Source organism: Dryocola clanedunensis (assembly GCF_038405435.1).
GTDB classification, from domain to species: Bacteria; Pseudomonadota; Gammaproteobacteria; order Enterobacterales; family Enterobacteriaceae; genus Dryocola; species Dryocola clanedunensis_A.
Genome location: NZ_JBBYHZ010000009.1, coordinates 102177 through 120409, shown reverse-complemented (window position 1 = coordinate 120409; position 18233 = coordinate 102177). Strand labels below are relative to the sequence as shown.

21 protein-coding genes and 1 other annotated feature are annotated in these 18233 nt (G+C 55.8%); of the genes, 16 read left to right on the top strand and 5 right to left on the bottom strand.

Annotated features, from left to right (window positions below; translation table 11 throughout):
* Positions 1-213: 213 nt before the first annotated feature.
* Positions 214-289: a sequence feature (ROSE (Repression Of Heat Shock gene Expression) occurs in the 5'-region of heat shock genes and acts as an RNA thermometer to modulate expression.), on the top strand.
* The 6 genes from ibpA (at position 283) to AAE045_RS17840 (ending at position 5627) form a co-directional block, all read left to right on the top strand.
* A complete protein-coding gene (ibpA, locus tag AAE045_RS17865) occupies positions 283-696 on the top strand; it encodes a small heat shock chaperone IbpA (protein ID WP_271127466.1) in 414 nt (137 codons plus the stop codon). Its footprint overlaps the feature before it by 7 nt.
* Before the next feature lie 107 nt (positions 697-803).
* Entirely contained in the window at positions 804-1232 is a 429-nt protein-coding gene (gene ibpB / locus AAE045_RS17860; protein ID WP_455548867.1) for a small heat shock chaperone IbpB, read from the top strand.
* A 138-nt stretch (positions 1233-1370) separates the two neighbouring features.
* Complete coding sequence (locus AAE045_RS17855) at positions 1371-2591, top strand: membrane-associated sensor domain-containing protein (RefSeq protein WP_455548866.1); 1221 nt, start codon at positions 1371-1373, stop codon at positions 2589-2591.
* Between the two features lie 94 nt (positions 2592-2685).
* Positions 2686-4341 carry a putative transporter gene (locus AAE045_RS17850; RefSeq protein ID WP_455548865.1) on the top strand — a complete coding sequence of 552 codons (1656 nt, stop codon included), beginning with the start codon at positions 2686-2688 and terminating at the stop codon, positions 4339-4341.
* An 88-nt stretch (positions 4342-4429) separates the two neighbouring features.
* Positions 4430-5233: a hypothetical protein gene (locus AAE045_RS17845; protein WP_455548864.1), complete on the top strand. Its 804-nt coding sequence runs from the start codon at positions 4430-4432 to the stop codon at positions 5231-5233.
* Positions 5220-5627: an RES domain-containing protein gene (locus AAE045_RS17840; protein WP_455548863.1), complete on the top strand. Its 408-nt coding sequence runs from the start codon at positions 5220-5222 to the stop codon at positions 5625-5627. Before AAE045_RS17845 ends, AAE045_RS17840 begins: the two co-directional genes overlap by 14 nt.
* A gap of 13 nt (positions 5628-5640) precedes the next feature.
* Here the strand turns inward: AAE045_RS17840 and AAE045_RS17835 are convergent, their stop codons facing one another.
* On the bottom strand, positions 5641-6354 hold the full coding sequence (locus AAE045_RS17835; RefSeq protein ID WP_455548862.1) for a GntR family transcriptional regulator: 714 nt from the start codon (positions 6352-6354) through the stop codon (positions 5641-5643).
* Positions 6355-6651: 297 nt separating this feature from the next.
* Here AAE045_RS17835 and AAE045_RS17830 point away from each other — a divergent pair, with 297 nt between their 5' ends.
* The 6 genes from AAE045_RS17830 to AAE045_RS17805 all read left to right on the top strand — a co-directional run bounded on the left by AAE045_RS17830 (position 6652) and on the right by AAE045_RS17805 (position 13052).
* Complete coding sequence (locus tag AAE045_RS17830; protein WP_271127469.1) at positions 6652-8274, top strand: alpha-glucoside-specific PTS transporter subunit IIBC; 1623 nt, start codon at positions 6652-6654, stop codon at positions 8272-8274.
* Entirely contained in the window at positions 8271-9593 is a 1323-nt protein-coding gene (locus tag AAE045_RS17825; RefSeq protein WP_455548861.1) for a 6-phospho-alpha-glucosidase, read from the top strand. Before AAE045_RS17830 ends, AAE045_RS17825 begins: the two co-directional genes overlap by 4 nt.
* A gap of 136 nt (positions 9594-9729) precedes the next feature.
* Positions 9730-10662: a glycoside hydrolase family 5 protein gene (locus AAE045_RS17820; protein WP_455548860.1), complete on the top strand. Its 933-nt coding sequence runs from the start codon at positions 9730-9732 to the stop codon at positions 10660-10662.
* 102 nt (positions 10663-10764) lie between these two features.
* On the top strand, positions 10765-11535 hold the full coding sequence (locus AAE045_RS17815; protein WP_202306230.1) for a basic amino acid ABC transporter substrate-binding protein: 771 nt from the start codon (positions 10765-10767) through the stop codon (positions 11533-11535).
* Positions 11536-11578: 43 nt separating this feature from the next.
* A complete protein-coding gene (locus AAE045_RS17810; protein ID WP_202306228.1) occupies positions 11579-12343 on the top strand; it encodes an amino acid ABC transporter permease in 765 nt (254 codons plus the stop codon).
* On the top strand, positions 12330-13052 hold the full coding sequence (locus AAE045_RS17805; RefSeq protein ID WP_202306455.1) for an amino acid ABC transporter ATP-binding protein: 723 nt from the start codon (positions 12330-12332) through the stop codon (positions 13050-13052). Before AAE045_RS17810 ends, AAE045_RS17805 begins: the two co-directional genes overlap by 14 nt.
* Before the next feature lie 78 nt (positions 13053-13130).
* Here AAE045_RS17805 and emrD read toward each other — a convergent pair whose 3' ends face one another.
* Entirely contained in the window at positions 13131-14315 is a 1185-nt protein-coding gene (gene emrD, locus AAE045_RS17800) for a multidrug efflux MFS transporter EmrD (RefSeq protein WP_455548859.1), read from the bottom strand.
* Between the two features lie 255 nt (positions 14316-14570).
* Here emrD and AAE045_RS17795 point away from each other — a divergent pair, with 255 nt between their 5' ends.
* Positions 14571-14918, top strand: a complete 348-nt coding sequence (locus AAE045_RS17795) for a DUF6404 family protein (protein WP_455548858.1) — start codon at positions 14571-14573, stop codon at positions 14916-14918.
* A gap of 64 nt (positions 14919-14982) precedes the next feature.
* Here AAE045_RS17795 and AAE045_RS17790 read toward each other — a convergent pair whose 3' ends face one another.
* Together AAE045_RS17790 and AAE045_RS17785 are read right to left on the bottom strand one after the other, a co-directional pair.
* On the bottom strand, positions 14983-15072 hold the full coding sequence (locus AAE045_RS17790; RefSeq protein WP_271127473.1) for a type I toxin-antitoxin system toxin TisB: 90 nt from the start codon (positions 15070-15072) through the stop codon (positions 14983-14985).
* A 489-nt stretch (positions 15073-15561) separates the two neighbouring features.
* Positions 15562-15858, bottom strand: coding sequence for a hypothetical protein (locus AAE045_RS17785; RefSeq protein WP_455548857.1), 297 nt, complete (start codon positions 15856-15858; stop codon positions 15562-15564).
* Between the two features lie 171 nt (positions 15859-16029).
* Here AAE045_RS17785 and AAE045_RS17780 point away from each other — a divergent pair, with 171 nt between their 5' ends.
* The 3 genes from AAE045_RS17780 (at position 16030) to AAE045_RS17770 (ending at position 17782) form a co-directional block, all read left to right on the top strand.
* Positions 16030-16647 (top strand): hypothetical protein, encoded by a 618-nt coding sequence (locus tag AAE045_RS17780; RefSeq protein WP_202306222.1) that lies wholly within the window; start codon positions 16030-16032, stop codon positions 16645-16647.
* Positions 16648-16748: 101 nt separating this feature from the next.
* On the top strand, positions 16749-17207 hold the full coding sequence (locus AAE045_RS17775) for a helix-turn-helix domain-containing protein (protein WP_455548856.1): 459 nt from the start codon (positions 16749-16751) through the stop codon (positions 17205-17207).
* On the top strand, positions 17207-17782 hold the full coding sequence (locus tag AAE045_RS17770; RefSeq protein ID WP_455548855.1) for a PIN domain-containing protein: 576 nt from the start codon (positions 17207-17209) through the stop codon (positions 17780-17782). The genes AAE045_RS17775 and AAE045_RS17770 overlap by 1 nt, the downstream gene beginning before the upstream one ends.
* 111 nt (positions 17783-17893) lie before the next feature.
* Here the strand turns inward: AAE045_RS17770 and AAE045_RS17765 are convergent, their stop codons facing one another.
* Positions 17894-18049 carry a toxin-antitoxin system HicB family antitoxin gene (locus AAE045_RS17765; protein WP_455548900.1) on the bottom strand — a complete coding sequence of 52 codons (156 nt, stop codon included), beginning with the start codon at positions 18047-18049 and terminating at the stop codon, positions 17894-17896.
* Positions 18050-18233 lie beyond the last annotated feature (184 nt).

Sequence of the window (18233 nt, the reverse complement as noted above, 5' to 3'; positions counted from 1 at the left end):
AGGCCACACGGCGGTTATATCACTCGTGCGGAGAATAAATATCTCAAAATCACCGCTCTGTGGCGGCTGTCGCAGATAATTCTGGTTTACTTCTCTAATCAGTCTATGTACTGACCACCAAAGCCGCAAAAAATTTCCTTTAATCACCTTGAAAAGCGCGATTACGGATCCATTTTAAGAATGTGGCCGTAAGAGAGTACGCCGGAAGGGTGCTCTGGTCCTCTGGCCTGTCCATGACGGAAGGCAACTATTGAACCTCGCTGATTTCAGGAGCTTTTAACTATGCGTAATTTCGACCTGTCCCCGCTGTACCGTTCCGCCATTGGTTTCGACCGCCTGTTCAACCTGCTGGAAAACAACCAGAGCCAAAGCAACGGCGGCTACCCTCCGTATAACGTTGAGCTGGTAGACGAAAACAACTACCGCATCGCCATTGCCGTCGCTGGTTTTGCCGAAAGCGAACTGGAGATCACCGCCCAGGATAATCTACTGGTGGTGAAGGGGGCCCATGCCGACGCGCAGCCGGAGCGCACCTATCTGTACCAGGGCATCGCCGAGCGCAACTTCGAGCGTAAATTCCAGCTGGCGGAAAATATCCACATTCGCGGTGCAAATCTCGTGAATGGCCTGCTGTATATCGATCTCGAGCGCGTGATCCCGGAATCAATGAAGCCTCGCCGCATCGAAATCAATTAATTCTGCCGGGTCGCTTCGCGGCCCGCTAAACCCGGCTCGCCGTCAGGGAGCTAATGGCAATTCGCATATTGCCAGGTACTCACTCGCTTCTCAGAAGGAGAAAACTTATGCGTAACTACGATTTATCCCCACTGCTGCGTCAATGGATCGGCTTTGACAAAATGGCCAACGCCCTGCAAACCTCACCGGAAACCCAGGGGTTCCCGCCTTACAACATCGAAAAAGGCGACGATAACCATTACCGCATTACCCTTGCGCTGGCAGGCTTCCGCCAGGAAGATTTAAATATTGAGCTGGAAGGCACCCGCCTAACCGTGAAGGGCGAGCCAGAAAAGGCCGAAAAAGAGCCGACGTGGCTGCATCAGGGGTTAGTGATGCAGCCGTTCAGCCTGAGCTTTACGCTTGCTGAACACATGAAGGTTTCCGGCGCGACCTTCACGAACGGGCTGCTGCACATTGATTTAGTGCGGGAAATCCCGGCAGAAATCGCTCCGCAGCGCATCGCCATCAGCGAGCGTCCGGCGCTGAACAGTTAAAAATAAATCACAAACGGGGCTTCGGCCCCGTTTCATTTTCGACCTGTCCTTTTGTTCACCCCCCGTGATGCATTATATTTGCACATACGTACACATTTTGTTGCGCGGTTGAGAAAACAGACGGGTGGGTTGAAATATATGTATTTCGGGAAATTGCGAAGCTTTTTAACGACCGTTATTGATGACTATGTGCTTAATCTCGCCAGCGTCTGGTTCAAAGAAACCGCCGAATACAAACAGCTTCTCTCTGACTCTACCCGCCGCGCCCTCAGCTCCTCAATCCGCTGGCTTTGGCTTGTTGGCGTCAGCTGTTCGGTCTTTATTCTTGCCCAGCGGCAGATGCTTAAGCTTGAGCATTTTGAAACCCCGACAAATCTGTTCAATACCAGCATCGACTACACCGTTGGCTTCTTCCTCGCTTTTTTAGTGGTCTGTGCGCTCGTCTCCCGTTTCGACTGGCCGCATCGAATACTCGCGACGCTGCACATCAAGGTCCTTGCGGTCGGCTTTTTCCTGCTTGGCTGCTACTGGGCACTGATGCTGACGATGATTGAAGGAAACGGGCAGATACTCTTCGGCATGTCGCTGTTCTTAATGCTGACTTTCTCTTCTCTGGCGGGCCTGTATGTCTCTACGCTGTGCCTTTACAGCTTTGTCATTCCGCTCACCCTGCTGCCGCTGGTTGTAAAAAACCTCTTCTTTGAGCCTTTCCAGATGCTGATCCTGATGGGCGTGCTGATGACCCTCTTCCTGGTAGAAACGGGCCGCCGCATGCTCAAGCACTGGTTTATTCAGGCGATCCGCCAGGAGTACACCAATCAGACCTATGCCGCCGCGCTGGATGAAATCGCCCACAGCGACTCGCTGACGCATATCCCTAACCGCCGCCAGTTTGATGAGCGCATCAACAAGCTTATCGCCCTTGCGCCGCTGGCGAACACGCCGCCGACGGTTATCCTGATCGACGTTGATTACTTTAAGAAATATAACGACCACTACGGGCACCTGGTCGGCGATGAGTGCCTGATTAACGTTGCCACGGCGCTGACCCGGGCGGTGCGCAACGCCAGCGGGGACCTGGTGGCTCGCTACGGCGGCGAGGAGTTTGTGGTGGTGCTGTCGGACGTCAGCCTCGCCGTGGCGCAGGATGTTGCCGCCCGCATCCAGAATGAAATCAACCGGCTGGCTATTCCCCACGCGGCTTCGGATATTGCCGACCACGTCACCATAAGCCAGGGCATCGCCCAGTGGGAGAAAAACGAGTCGGTAGAAAGCCTGCTGAACCGCGCCGATAAAGCGCTCTATCTTTCTAAAGAGCAGGGCCGTAACCGCTTTAACCTGGCGGAGCCAAATCCTTAAAATTTGGAGCCTTTTGTGCTCCACGCCCCATTAAGGCGGCAGCCGCTCTGCGAGAATCCTTGTGAACAGTAATGTTATTCGCAAGGAGCCGTAGATGAGTGGAATAGCGTTAACCGTCAGCATGCTGGCGCTGGTTGCCGTCGTTGGCCTGTGGATTGGCGGCATCAAAATTCGCGACGTCGGGTTTGGCATCGGGGGCGTGCTGTTCGGCGGCATCATCGTCGGCCACTTCGTGAATCAGGCGGGGATTAACCTCAACGGCGACATGCTGCACTTCATCCAGGAGTTCGGCCTCATCCTCTTTGTTTACACCATCGGCATTCAGGTCGGGCCGGGGTTTTTCTCCTCTCTTCGCGTCTCCGGCCTGCGGTTAAACCTCTTTGCGATCCTCATTGTTGTTATCGGCGCGCTGGTAACGGCGCTTATCTACAAGCTCTTTGACGTGCCGTTGCCCGTGGTGCTGGGAATATTCTCCGGCGCGGTCACCAACACTCCGGCGCTGGGGGCCGGACAGCAAATTCTCACCGATCTCGGCACGCCTGCGACCCTCGTTGACCAGATGGGGATGAGCTACGCGATGGCCTATCCGTTTGGTATCTGCGGGATATTGCTCAGCATGTGGCTCATTCGCCTGGCGTTTCGCGTTAACGTCGACCGTGAAGCGCAGCAGTTTGACGCCAGCAACGGGCACAGCCACAGCCAGCTGCACACCATGAACATCTGCGTTGCCAACCCGAACCTCAACGGCCTGCCGATTCAGGACGTGCCCATTCTGAACAGCGACGAAATAATTTGCTCGCGCCTGAAGCGCGGCGAGCTGCTGATGGTGCCGTCCCCCGGCACGGTGATTGAGGCCGGAGATTTACTCCACCTGGTCGGCGCGGAGAAAGACCTGCACAAGGCGCTGCTGGTCATCGGGCAGGAGGTTGATACCTCACTTTCCACGCGCGGCACGGACCTGCGCGTTGAGCGGGTAGTGGTGACCAACGAGAAGGTGCTGGGCAAAAAAATTCGCGACCTGCACTTTAAGCAAAAGTATGACGTGGCGATCTCACGCCTTAACCGTGCGGGCGTCGAGCTGGTTGCCAGCAGCAACGCCAGCCTGCAGTTTGGTGACATCCTCAATCTGGTGGGCCGTCCCGGCTCCATCGAGGCCGTGGCCAATGAAGTGGGCAACGCCCAGCAGAAGCTTCAGCAGGTGCAGATGCTGCCGGTGTTCATCGGCATTGGGCTTGGGGTGCTGCTCGGGTCGATTCCGCTGTATGTGCCGGGCTTTCCGGTGGCGCTGCGGCTGGGTCTGGCAGGCGGCCCGCTGATAATGGCAATTATCCTCGGGCGCATCGGCAGCATCGGCAAGCTGTACTGGTTTATGCCGCCGAGCGCCAACCTCGCGCTGCGCGAGCTGGGCATCGTGCTGTTCCTGGCGGTCGTCGGCCTGAAGTCCGGCGGCGATTTTATCGATACCCTGGTGCAGGGCGACGGCGTGAGCTGGATTGGCTACGGCATCCTGATCACCGCGATTCCGCTTATCACCACCGGGCTGCTGGCGCGCCTGTTGGCGAAGATGAACTACCTGACGCTGTGCGGCATGCTGGCGGGCTCCATGACCGATCCCCCGGCGCTGGCCTTCGCCAACGGCCTGCACGCTACAAGCGGCGCTGCGGCCCTCTCCTACGCTACCGTCTACCCGCTGGTGATGTTCCTGCGCATCATCACGCCCCAGCTGCTGGCGGTGATTTTCTGGATGTGAGTCACCAGTTGACGCTGGATAATATTTGTACACCATGCTATAAGGTTAATGGAGTTATTTTAGTTATATTGGTTAGTGTGGAGCCAGCATGGATAAACATACCGGTAGAATAGAAAAAGTTAAAGATAGCCATTTCTTTGACGGCGAAAGCGTAAAACTCACGCTGGAAAAAGGCGTGGCCGGAAGCCCACGCAGGAAAGAGAAAGGCATCACTATGCAGCTTGAAATGCGGGGTGCAGCTACCGATCTGGAAGACTTCCACACACAGCTGCTGAATTTGCTTCAGGCCACAGAAGAGCTAAAAAAGCAGCAGAATTCAATCGCATCGGAAGACGGTTTTGAAGCCTTTTTAAAACTCTACCGTGAAGCCTATTTCCAGAACGACACTCAACTGCCTCAGGCACAGGGATGCGAGGAACCCGTTGCCCATTATGAGGTAACCCGCCCGGGCAGCTTTGCCAAAACAAACAACGTTGAGGCATACCTCGTTGATGAAGAAGCGCGTGCTGACGCAAGGGATAAGCTAACGGATGAGGGGTGGTTAACGTCAGCGCAGATAGCGACGCTGGGGGGATATTCGGCAAAAAATGTCTCTGCGCAGCCAACAAAGTGGAAGTCAGCCGGGAAAATTTTCTCGGTCATCAAGCGCGGTACGGGGCACGTCTACCCTCGCTACGGATTCGATGAAAGCTACCGGCCACTGCGCGTGATGAAAGTCATTCTGGATATTTTTGCCAGCCATAAGACACCCTGGGGGCTGGCAGAATGGTTTGCAACGCCTAATGCCCTGCTGGCAGGAAGCGCGCCGCAGACTATGTTGCTGACACATCCGGCTAACGTCATTCAGGCTGCAGAATATGAGGTCAGGAGGCTGGCCCATGGCGCAGCATGAACGCCGCGGATTTTTAAACATTACGCCCTGGCGCGAATGGGGTCTGACACGGCTGAAAACAGAGCGGGAATTAACGCTGGTCACGTTAAAAACGGCAGACCTTTACCGAATGGGCCTGAGCAAAGAAACGTTTATTCTTGGCGACAGGCTTATTTATGCGCAGACCCGGCAGTGGGCCAAAGCGATGTACGATCAGAATAAAGACGTTGATGGTTACGTCTGGAAATCCCGCCAGCATGATGACAGCGACGCATACATCTTGTTTGGTAGTCGGATAACAACAAAGGATCTCAGCGTGCTAACGGCAACGGCCGGGCTTTTTGCCAGCGCTGAAATCTGTCATGAAATAAAGACAATGGCCCGGCGCTTAGGGATCACATTAACGGATGAATGATTCGTTGTAGCCGCTACATCTTCACATGCTCCCGCCGTAAATGGTAATCCACCTGGTATTCGCTGGCGTTTCTGAACATCACCGAATAATTCACAAAATCGCCGCTGTCGCTGTAGGAAAGGGAGGTTATACGCAGGATGGGCGTCAGCTCGGCAATGTTCATCAGCTTCGCCATTTTTCTGTCCGCCAGCACGGGCGTCAGGCTTTCGTAGTTGCCGCAGACCACGATATGGCACTCATCTTCGATGTAGCTGAACTTTGACCCTTCCAGATGCGCCACCGAAAGATTGCGAAACAGCTTCACCGGCATATAGCTGTCCTCCACCATCAGCGGCTTGCCGTCCACCGAGCGCACCCGGCGCGAGTAGTAGATCCGTTCATCAATTTTAATGCGCAGCTGGCTGGCGATGGCGGGCGGTGCGGGCATGATATTGAATTCCAGCACCTCGCTGACAACCTCTTTTCCCTGGTTGCGCATCACCTCGATAAATCCGGTCAGGTTGGTGGTTTCATGATGCACGTCTTTCTTCGCCACAAACGTGCCACTGCCGTGGCGGCGCTGCACCAGCCCCCAGCCCACCAGTAAATCCACCGCTTTGCGGATCGTCATGCGTGAGACGCCAAACTCTTCCGCCAGGCGGACTTCAGCAGGCAGCGGGCTACCGATGTTGTAATCGGCAGAATTGAGCCGGATGCGCAGCCTGTCGGCTATGGATTTGTAGATCACTGCCAGACCTCTTAGCGGTTTCCCGCTGCGCTTAATGAACCCGTGGTTCATAAGTTAATCAATTGATAAATATTGTATTTAAATCTGATTCATCGACTGAATGCCCGTCGGGAAATCACCGTGTCTACGTTTACCTCAAAAAGTAGACAACTTAGGCCAAACAAAAACCATGAATGCGATCACGAATCGGCGCAGCGGGCAAAGATATGTCCGCTTCGCCTCCCTACTCTCAGTCTCAGACCAGCGTTAAAAAAATAAGGTCACATACCCTACAGGTTGTTACGTGAGGATTTAAAAATGCTCAGTCAAATACAACGTTTTGGTGGCGCAATGTTTACCCCGGTACTGCTGTTTCCGTTCGCCGGGATTGTGGTAGGCATCGCCATTATGCTGCGCAACCCGATGTTCGTCGGCGAAGCGCTTACCGCCCCTGATAATCTCTTTGCCCAAATCGTCCACATCATTGAAGAAGGCGGCTGGACGGTGTTCCGCAACATGCCGCTGATTTTTGCCGTTGGCTTACCGATTGGCCTGGCGAAGCAGGCCCAGGGCCGCGCCTGCCTTGCCGTGCTGGTGAGCTTTATGACCTGGAACTACTTCATCAACGCGATGGGGATGACCTGGGGCAGCTACTTCGGCGTTGATTTCAGCGTCGAGCCGGGAGCCGGTACGGGGCTGGCCATGATTGCCGGTATCAAAACGCTCGATACCAGCATCATCGGCGCGATTGTGATATCCGGCTTCGTCACCGCCATTCATAACCGCTACTTCGACAAGCCGCTGCCGGTGTTCCTCGGCATCTTCCAGGGCAGCTCGTTCGTGGTGATTGTCGCCTTCTTCGCGATGATCCCCTGCGCCTGGCTTACGCTGTTCGGCTGGCCAAAAGTGCAGATGGGCATTGAATCGCTCCAGGAGTTTCTGCGCGGTGCCGGGGCGCTCGGCGTGTGGATTTATACCTTCCTCGAACGCATCCTGATCCCGACCGGCCTGCACCACTTCATCTACGGTCCGTTTATCTTCGGCCCGGCGGTCGTGGAAGGCGGCATTCAGGTTTACTGGGCGCAGCATTTGCAGGAGTTCAGCCAGAGCACGCTGCCGCTGAAAACCCTGTTCCCGGAAGGCGGCTTTGCCCTGCACGGCAACTCAAAAGTCTTCGGCTGCCTTGGCATTGCACTTGCGCTCTATGCTACAGCCGCGCCGGAAAACCGCGTCAAAGTGGCCGGGCTGCTGATCCCGGCAACGCTCACGGCGATGCTGGTGGGGATCACCGAGCCGCTCGAGTTTACCTTCCTGTTCATCTCCCCCGTGCTCTTTGCGGTACACGCTTTCCTTGCCGCGACCATGGCCACGGTGATGTACATGTGCGGCGTGGTGGGCAACATGGGCGGCGGCCTGCTCGACCAGTTCCTGCCGCAAAACTGGATCCCCATGTTCCACAACCACGCGTCGATGATGTTCACGCAGATTGGCATCGGCGTCATCTTCACCGGCATCTACTTCGCGGTATTCCGCACGCTGATCCTGCGCTTCAACCTGAAAACGCCGGGCCGTGAAGAGAGTGAAATCAAGCTCTACAGCAAGGCGGACTACAGGGCCTCACGCGGGCTGACCACCGCCGCGGCCAGCAAAGAAACCAGCCAGGGCCAGGCCGCAGGCTTCCTTGAAGCGCTCGGCGGCACCGGCAACATCCTTAGCGTGAACAACTGCGCGACCCGCCTGCGCATCACCCTTGCGGACATGGCGCTGACCCACGGCGACGACATTTTCAAAGCGCTGGGCGCCCACGGCGTGGTGCGGCGCGGCAACGGTATTCAGGTCATCGTCGGGCTGAACGTCCCGCAGGTCCGCGACCAGATTGAAAGCCTGATGAAAGACACATCTTCGACCGAACTTAAATCCATGACGGAGGCAGTATCATGAAAAAATTCTCTGTAGTTGTAGCAGGCGGCGGCAGCACCTTTACCCCGGGTATCGTACTGATGTTGCTGGCAAACCAGGACCGCTTCCCGCTGCGCGCCCTGAAGTTCTATGACAACGACGGTTCGCGTCAGGAGACCATCGCCGAAGCGTGCAAAGTCATTCTCAGGGAGCAGGCGCCGGACATTGAATTCAGCTACACCACGGACCCGAAGGCGGCGTTTACCGACGTAGATTTCGTGATGGCGCATATCCGCGTGGGCAAATACCCGATGCGTGAAAAAGATGAAAAAATCCCGCTGCGCCACGGCGTTGTAGGCCAGGAAACCTGCGGGCCGGGCGGGATCGCCTACGGCATGCGCTCCATCGGCGGCGTGCTGGAAATCGTCGACTACATGGAAAAATATTCGCCGAACGCCTGGATGCTCAACTACTCCAACCCGGCGGCTATCGTGGCGGAGGCGACCCGCCGCCTGCGTCCGCAGGCGAAAATCCTCAACATCTGCGATATGCCTATCGGCATCGAAAGCCGCATGGCGCAGATTGTCGGCCTGAAAGACCGCAAAGAGATGCGCGTGCGCTACTACGGCCTTAACCACTTCGGCTGGTGGACGTCGATTGAGGATTTACAGGGCAACGATCTTATGCCAAAAATCCGCGAACACGTGGCGAAATTTGGTTATGTTCCGCCATCTGACGAGCACGGCACGGAAGCGAGCTGGAACGACACCTTTGCGAAAGCGAAAGACGTGTGGGCGCTTGATCCTGATACGTTCCCGAACACCTACCTGAAATACTATCTGTTCCCGGACTACGTGGTGCAGCATTCCAACCCCGAACGCACCCGCGCCAACGAGGTTATGGATCACCGTGAGAAAAACGTCTTCGGCTCCTGCAACGCCATTATCCAGGCCGGGAAATCCTCCGCGGGCGAGCTGGAAATTGACGAGCACGCGTCGTACATCGTCGACCTGGCCACCGCCATCGCGTTTAACACCCAGGAGCGCATGCTGCTGATTGTGCCGAACAACGGGGCCATCAATAACTTCGATCCGGAAGCGATGGTCGAGATCCCATGCCTGGTCGGCAAAAACGGGCCGGAACCGCTGGTGGTCGGCAATATTCCGCAGTTCCAGAAAGGCCTGATGAGCCAGCAGGTGGCGGTAGAAAAACTGGTGGTGGATGCCTGGGAGCATCGTTCGTATCAGAAGCTGTGGCAGGCGATAACGCTGTCGAAAACCGTGCCGAGCGCGTCCGTCGCGAAAGCGATATTGGATGATTTGGTAGAGGCAAACCGGGAATACTGGCCCGAGCTGAAGTAAATCCTCTGTAACGGTGCCCCGGCGGGCACCGTTTTTTCATTCTCACCGGCTACGTTTTATTTCACTCCGCGCTCCCCCCTTTGGGTAAAGCGTGCTAAATATTAGGTTTTCCCCTCTCATCATAAAGTTACAGGCCATGCACAAGCCGATTCTGATTGCTGCTCTGCTGTCCCTGAGCGCCAGCGCGATGGCCACCACGCCGCCCGCGCCCGCACCGCAAACCTACGCCAGCCAGCTGGGGACGGGAATAATTGTCGACTGGGCGCGCACCGAGCGCGGCATTCGCGAATTCGATCCGCTGGCGGTGAGGGATTATCAGCAGCGCGGCTTCGGACACGTGCGCATCCGCGTGACGGGGGAAGCCATGCACCAGCGGCTGGTGCATCTGCAAAAAATCGTTGAGGCCTGCCAGAAGTACAACGTTGTGCCGATCGTCAGCTATCAGGCTGGCAGCGAAAGCGACGCGCAGGTTGTGGCTTGGTGGACGACGACGGCCCGCTACTTTGCCCAGCGCTTCCCGCAGCTCGGCTTCGATATCCTTTACGAACCGTCGGATAAGCTAAGCCACGCCCAGCTCAACGCGCTGTATGAAAAGGCCGGCAAAGCGATTCACAAAATCAGCCCGCAGCGCATGGTGCTGATCTCCCCTCAGGCCTATACCCAGCCCGACAGCCTGAAATGGCCGGACTCCGCGACGGCTCCCGTGATGGCCAACTGGCACCTTTTCCCGTACGGGCCGGTGGCGGTGAAGGGGAAGCGCGGCTGGACGACGGGCACGCCTGCTGAGAAAGCGGCGATCCGCACGCGAATTAATAATGTGCTTCACTGGCAGCAAAAAACCGGGCACAGCAGCTGGGTTGGCGCGTGGTCGGTGGGTGAAGTGGTCAAAAGCGGCCCTACAAAGCAGCAAATTGCCTTCGCCACCTTTACCGCCTGCGAGCTGCAAAAGGCCCACCTGCCGTTTGCGGTAAACGGCGACGGCAAATTTTATGATGGCGAAGAGGGGGCCTGGCGCCCTGAAATGCAGCCGCTGCTGGACGCGATCCTCAGGCCTCAGTGCACTAACTGAGTCGTTTCGCTAACTTTAGGTTGCCGCGCTCCGTCAAATTATGTAGTTTTATGCAAATAAACTGCATAAATACATAATATATCGGAGCGCCACATGATCAGGATGTTAGCAAAATCAGTTCTTCTCGCCGGGTGCATGGTTGCCACCCTCGCCACCGGCGCATACGCGGCCCAGCAGACCTACGTTGTCGGCTCCGGCGGCACCTACCGCCCGTTTGAATTTGAAAACAGCCAGAAGCAGCTGGAAGGCTTCGACATCGACATCATCAAGGCCATCGCCAAAGCCGAAGGGTTTGATATCAAGCTGGTTAACACCCCGTGGGAAGGTATCTTCGCCACCCTGAACTCCGGCGACCGCGACATCATCATTTCCGGCATCACCATCACCGACAAGCGTAAGGCCATGGTCGATTTCTCTGCGCCTTATTTCCCCGCTGAACAGTCCATCGTGGTGCCAACAGATTCGAAAGTAGATTCGGTTAACTCGCTGAAAGGTAAGAAAGTAGGCGTGGTGAACTCCAGCGCGGGCGACATTGTGGTTTCCGATACGCTGGGCAAAAACAGCACCGACATCAAGCGTTTTGATAACACGCCGCTGATGCTGCAGGAACTGGCGGAAGACGGTATCGACGCCGCCGTGGGCGACGTGGGCGTGATCAAGTACTACATCAAATCCCACCCGGAAAAGCAGCTGAAAACCGTTTCGGACACCAAATTTGAGCGCCAGTATTTCGGTATCGCCGTGGCGAAGGATAACGCCGAGCTGCGCGAAAAAATCAACGCAGGGCTGAAGAAAATCGTCGCTGACGGCACCTATGCGAAGATCTACACCACGTGGTTTGACAGCAACGTTCCAACCCTCCCCGCTGAATAAATTTGCATGACTCGGGGCCGTTTCGGCCCCAACAAGGACAGGTATGACCGGATTTCGCTGGGAGATAATCTCAGAATACGCGCCGCTATTTATGCAGGGCGCGATCATGACCATCAAATGCACCATCATCTGCGTAATTTTAGGCACCACCTGGGGGCTATTGCTCGGCCTGGGCCGAATGGCGCACGCCGAAGACGGCCCGTGGAAACACGTGCTGCGCTATGCGGTGCAGTGGCCGGTGCGCGTTTACGTCAGCGCCTTCCGCGGTACGCCGCTGTTTGTGCAGATCATGGTGGTTCACTTTGCGCTGGTGCCGCTGTTCATCAACCCGCGCGACGGCATGCTGGTCACCAGCGGCCTGATGTCCGTCGATTTCGCCCGCGAGCTGCGCTCTGAATACGGCGCGTTCCTGTCGTGCGTGGTGGCGATAACCCTGAACGCCGGGGCTTATGTTTCTGAGATCTTCCGTGCTGGCATCCAGTCTATCGATAAGGGCCAGATGGAAGCCTCCCGCGCGCTGGGCATGGGCTGGGGCAAAACAATGCGCAAGGTGATCCTGCCGCAGGCGTTCCGCCGCATCCTGCCGCCGCTGGGCAACAATGCCATTGCCATTGTCAAAGACTCCTCGCTGGCTTCGGCAATCGGCCTGGCCGACCTGGCCTACGCCGCGCGTACCGTTTCCGGCGCCTATGCGACCTACTGGGAGCCGTACCTGACCATCTCGCTGGTCTACTGGGTGCTGACGTTTATTCTGTCGCTGATGGTGCAACACATGGAAAAGAGGTTTGGCAAAAGTGATTCACGTTAACGACCTGCAGAAACAATTTGGCAAAACCCACGTGCTGCGCGGCATCTCCTGCGATATAGCGCCGCAGGAAGTGGTCTGCGTCATCGGCCCGTCCGGCTCCGGTAAAAGTACCTTCCTGCGCTGCCTGAACGCGCTGGAAAAGCCGGACGGCGGCGAAGTTATGGTGAACGGTTTTGCGGTCCACGACCCAAAAACCAACCTCAATACGCTGCGCGAAACTATCGGTATGGTCTTCCAGCGCTTTAACCTGTTCCCGCACATGACGGTGCTGGAGAACCTGATTATGGCACCGATGTCCCTTAAAGGGCTGTCGAGGGCAGATGCCGTCTCGCGCGCGGAAAAACTGCTGCAAAAGGTGGGGCTGATAGACAAAATCGACGCCTGGCCTTCGAGCCTGTCCGGCGGCCAGCAGCAGCGCGTGGCGATTGCCCGCGCGCTGGCAATGGAACCCTCGATCATCTTATTCGATGAGCCAACCTCGGCGCTCGACCCGGAGCTGGTGGGGGAAGTGCTGGCGGTGATGAAACAGCTGGCGCTGGAGGGCATGACGATGGTGATCGTGACCCACGAAATGGGCTTCGCCCGGGAAGTGGCGGACCGCGTGGTGTTTATCGACCAGGGCGTGATCCAGGAGCAGGGGCCGCCGTCGCAGCTGTTCAGCGCGCCGACCAACCCGCGTACCAAAGAGTTTTTGAGTAAGGTGCTTTAAGAACACGGGCGGGTGACGCTCGCGCCATCCGCCCGATCGGTTGTAGGGTGGATAAGCCTGCCTCATCCACCAGAATCTTTAAACCGCCTCACCGTGCTGCTGAAACTTATGCGACAGCGGCAGCCAGCACAGCAAAATCAGCACGCCCATCGCCGTCATCAGCATCCCCAGGCTGAACTGCCCGGTTTGCGGCAGCAGCGCGGAGAACCACGCCATCGCCCCGGAACCAATGTTTTGCAGGCCGCCAACCAGCGCCCCTGCGGTACCGGCCAGGAACGGGAAAGGCTCCATGGCGCCGCTGGTTGCCAGCGGGAACAGCATCCCCGCGCCGAAGAAGAACAGCGCGGCGGGGACAATCAGCGTCCAGATGTTCATCACGCCGAACCAGCCCGGCAGCCACATTAAAATCCCCGCGAACAGGCAGCTCAGCACCGCCTGCCACATCAGCGCCGAAAACCGCCCGTTCTGACGCCCCGCGTACCAGGAGCCGAAGAACGCCGCCGGAATAGGCAGAATAAACAGAATGCTCACCACCACGCCGTTCAGCCCCAGCACGCCGCCCATCAGCACGCCGGAACAGGCTTCGAAGACCGCCACGCCCGCCAGCCCGCCGACCAGCATCAGCAGATAGCAGTTGAACGAACCGCTGCCGAGCAGCGCCTTATAGCTGGCCCTGAGCCGCTGCGGCTGCGCCTGAACCGGGCGGGTTTCCGGCAGCCAGCGCAGCATGCAGAACGCCACAATCACGCACAGCAGCAGCAGGAAACCATAGCAGGCGCGCCAGCCCCACACCGAATCAAGCATGCCGCCAAGCACCGGCGCAATCAGCGGGCTGACCAGGATGCCCATATTCAGCAGGCTGTTCGCCTGGCGCAGCGACGACCCCTCATAGAGATCGCGCGGCATGGTGCGGGCCATCACCCCGGCCACGCCGGTGCCCATCCCCTGCAGCGCGCTGGCATACACCAGGGCGGATAAATTAGTGGTGAACAGCGCCCAGACCGTAGCGAGGATAAAAATGCCCATCCCGGCCAGGATGACGGGGCGACGCCCGATGCGGTCTGAAATCGGCCCGTAGAACAGCTGGGAAATGCCGTACGTCAGCAGATACGCCGCCATCACCCGCTGGATAGCCCCGTCGCACACGCCCAGCTCGTGGGCCATATCGGGGATCGACGGAATATAGATGGTCTGGGTCATCTGCCCGACGGCGACCAGCAGAATAAGCATCATCAGCAGGTGAATATTGGCTAACTTTCTCATCGTCTCAGCATGGTTATGGGTGGCAAAGAACAGTCACCAGTGAATGTCACTGACGCAGTATGAAAATCGAGAGGAATCTACCACAGATAAAGCGCGAGGCAAGATGACGTAGCGTTTTCCCAGGCGGCACAAACTGGCCTGATGTAAAGACGGCGCGGCAATGTTTGTTGCCATTTTGCGCGATAACTCTCGCACAAGTTCTCCTGTGGCCTTATTGTTAGCAGGGTTAAAAGTATTCGCCATGAGGTTAAACAAATGGAGATTGAAGCAAAAAGGCAAAGAGCGCTCGACATGCTTGCCCAAACCGGCATGTGGAAAAGCAATTATCTCCCGCCTTATACCCGTTGGCTTTGGCGAGCTGGTCGAAATATTCCCCCTCCCCACTTTTGTTCACTATGGGGCCTGTTTATTGGTCATACCATTCAGTTTGGCGTGACATGGGGAATACTTATGTGGCTGTTCGTCTGGCGAGTCCAGGGTGACAGTTTAGAAACTGTAGTTGGGAGATCGGGCTGTGCCGGGCTGATGTATGGACTGACAATGACGAGTTATTACGCCCTGGGACGCTGGCGCTATAAATTGCCGCGCTGGAAAGATGTCTGACTGCGAAGCGATTTATTAAAGGGAGGCGGCTGCCCGCCTCCCTTAGGTGCGGCCTGAACATGAACTACTTCGCGTACTTCATGACTTCTTCAAGCAGTTGCAGTAACGCAACAATGAGCTTCAGAACCTGAATAATCAGTTCCATCCATCTCATACGCGTCTCCTTTGGTAAGGAGCACTTTCAGCCGACGTGCCTTTCCGCTGCCTGTAGCTGGCTGACTTTGTTGGTAAATTACGATGTGCTCCCCTGAGGTTAAGGCACTGACGGCACCACCCGTTTCAGCCAGGGCTTGTATTCCGCGGCGAATTGCGGCCTCAGAGCACATCATTATCAACGCACTAATCATAGCGAAATGCACTGTGTATATAAACAGTGTTATGGTGAGTTTGCGGCTTGTATCGCAAGACGAAAATCATCACTGCTCAAAATGACAGCAACTGTTTGCACCGCCTGAAAATTCATCGTATATTTTGAACGTTGGTATATTACGATGTGCGAAGCAGTTCCGTCCCATACGCGCTCAATGCAGTAAAAACAAACGACCCCGCCTCACCAGCGGGGTTTTTTGTTTTTCAGGCCAGCAGGAAGGGGATGAATCAGAAATGAAGGGCGTGCAGCTGCGGCTGAAGAAGCCTGTCGTACTCAGTCAAAATAGCCGTTGGGGATCGCCTGCCCAAAACCGTCGCCGCTGTCGGTGCTGTTATCCCGGCGGCCTCGCGCCTCAAGCCTTTGCGCACGGAGCTGCTCGCTGATCTCGCGACGCTGGTCGTCACTCAGATACTCTTTGTTGTAATAAGGATCAGGATACGGCGAGCGGATAAAACCCTCATCGGCACGCGAGTTCAAAGAACGCTGGCCGCTACCGGCGGAGCTATCCAGCGACGAGCAGCCAGCCAGAACCAGTGGGGCCAGTAACAAGAGCGCGAGTTTATAAGCCATTTTTCATCACCTGTGAAAGTTTGCCCGCAGCGTATCACGAATAAACGGCCTCAGGCTGTGCTCGATCTCTCCTCAACGAAACGTTTAAACACACTCTTTCCCGCCGCTTTTTACCAGTCTTTCTACGCTTAATAAGCCTGCTAATTAACCGACTAAACGCTGGAGAGAAACATGATAAAGCACCGTTTACCCGCTCTGCTGCTGGGTGCGCTGGCCCTGAGCTTTGGGGCGATGGCTGCCACGCCGGATAACGTCATCACCCCGGTTCGCGGCACGATTGAGAATGTGAACGACAATACCCTGCAGCTCACCACGCGGCAGGGCGAAAAGCTCAGCGTGGGGCTGACGGACAAAACGAAGGTGAACAGCGTCAGCAAGGCGAAGATGAGCGACATCAAGCCGGACAGTTTTATCGGCACCGCCGCCGTGCCCCAGGCCGATGGCACGTTAAAAGCGCTGGAAGTACACGTGTTCGCCCCAGGCCTGCGCGGCTCCGGGGAAGGCTTCAATCCGTTTGAATCCGCCAATGGCCAGGTCAACACCATGACTAACGGCACGGTCGGCAAGCTGGTCAACAGCAACGGCCGCACGATGACGGTGAAATACCACGATAAAGAAAAAACGATCGCCGTTCCGGACGACGTCCCGGTGGTGCTGATAACTCCAGCCGATAAATCGATATTAAAACCAGGCACCAAAGTCGTGCTCTTCGCAATGAAAGACGACAAAGGCAACGCGATCGCCCGCGGGATTTCCGCCGGAAAGGATGGGCTGGTGCCGCCTATGTGAGGGAAGAGGCTGTTCTACTGAATTTCGTTTATTTCGAATGTTGTTGGTTTCGTTTATTTCGATTACTCTTGGCTTAATTGATTTTACCAGGAGTCATCGATATGACCACAACTTTAACCAGGCTCAACCTACCCGATACCCGCGAGAGTGAACTGGCTCAGCGTGGCCAGCGGGAACTCGCTGCCTGGCTTTCGACAAAACTCGATGCTCAGCGAATCTCAATCCTCGGAGAGGATGACAAAAACCATACCATTGAGCTGCCGACGAGTGCGCTGACAATGCTGCTGGATGTACTGGGAGAACTGGCGGTTGGTAATGCCGTACAGATAGTGCCGGTTCATGCGGAGCTGACAACGCAGGAAGCCGCCAATCTGCTGAATGTTTCGCGCCCGCACATGGTTAAATTGCTCGAAGAGGGCAAGCTGCCGTTTCACAAAACAGGGCGGCATCGCAGGGTATTGTTTGCCGACCTGATGGAGTATAAAAACAAACGTGAACATGAAAGCCTTGATGCCATGCAGGCGCTGGCAGACCAGGCGCAGGAAACAGGGATGTATTAATGAGGCATTCACCCTATCCGGTAATCCTGGATGCATGTGTGCTTTATCCCGCCAGGCTGAGGGATTTGCTGATGCATCTTGGGATTGTTGGCTTGTACCAGCCGAAATGGAGCGAACGCATCCATGATGAATGGTGCAGAAATTTATTAGCCAACCGGGCTGATATAAAGCCAGAGGCGCTGCGGCGTACCGTTGAGTTAATGAATATGGCTTTACCTGACGCGAATGTCAGCGGATACGAGACTTTGATTGACGGGCTCACGCTGCCAGATGCTGATGACAGGCACGTCCTGGCTGCGGCAATACGAGCCAAAGCGGAAGTGATTGTCACGCTAAATCACAAAGACTTTACAGGTGAAACGCTGGCTTCATTAAAGATTGAAGCTATGCACCCCGACGAGTTTATCTCCGATCTCTTTGACCTCAATCATGCTCTTTCCCTCGAGGCCGTAAGAAGGCAACGGCAGTCGCTCAGACATCCGCCGATGACAGTAGAGGAATTTCTCGAGATGCTGTTAAAACAGGGATTGCCCATGACGGTCAGGGCGATAGAGGGCTATCGTCGCGTTATTTAAATTAGCGTTATTTCTATTGTGGATAAGCGGCAGCGCCATCCACCGTTTTTTTGAAGTAGAAGGCGGATGACGCAGGCTTATCCGCCCTACAAAACCTGGGTCGAGTTGAGATCAGGACTCACGCTGTTTAATGAGCATCTTCGCGCCCTGATTCAGGAGCTGGTTGATACTCTCCCCGCTTGCCTGCGCAATACGTTCCAGCGCTGCATGGTCTTCCGGTGACAGGCGGGCAGAGATTTTTCCGCTATAGGATTTATAAGGCTCAATCCCTTTATATGTATACCTATAAAGTCCGTGTATTGATATTAATTAAATGATTAATTGGCTTTGGCATCACAACGAATAATGATTAAACGTAACGTTTTTTATTTTTCATTCTTTACATAAATGATTTTTTTCTAACTATCCAAATTGCTTATATTTTCAATAATAGTGATTTATGTTTCAAAAA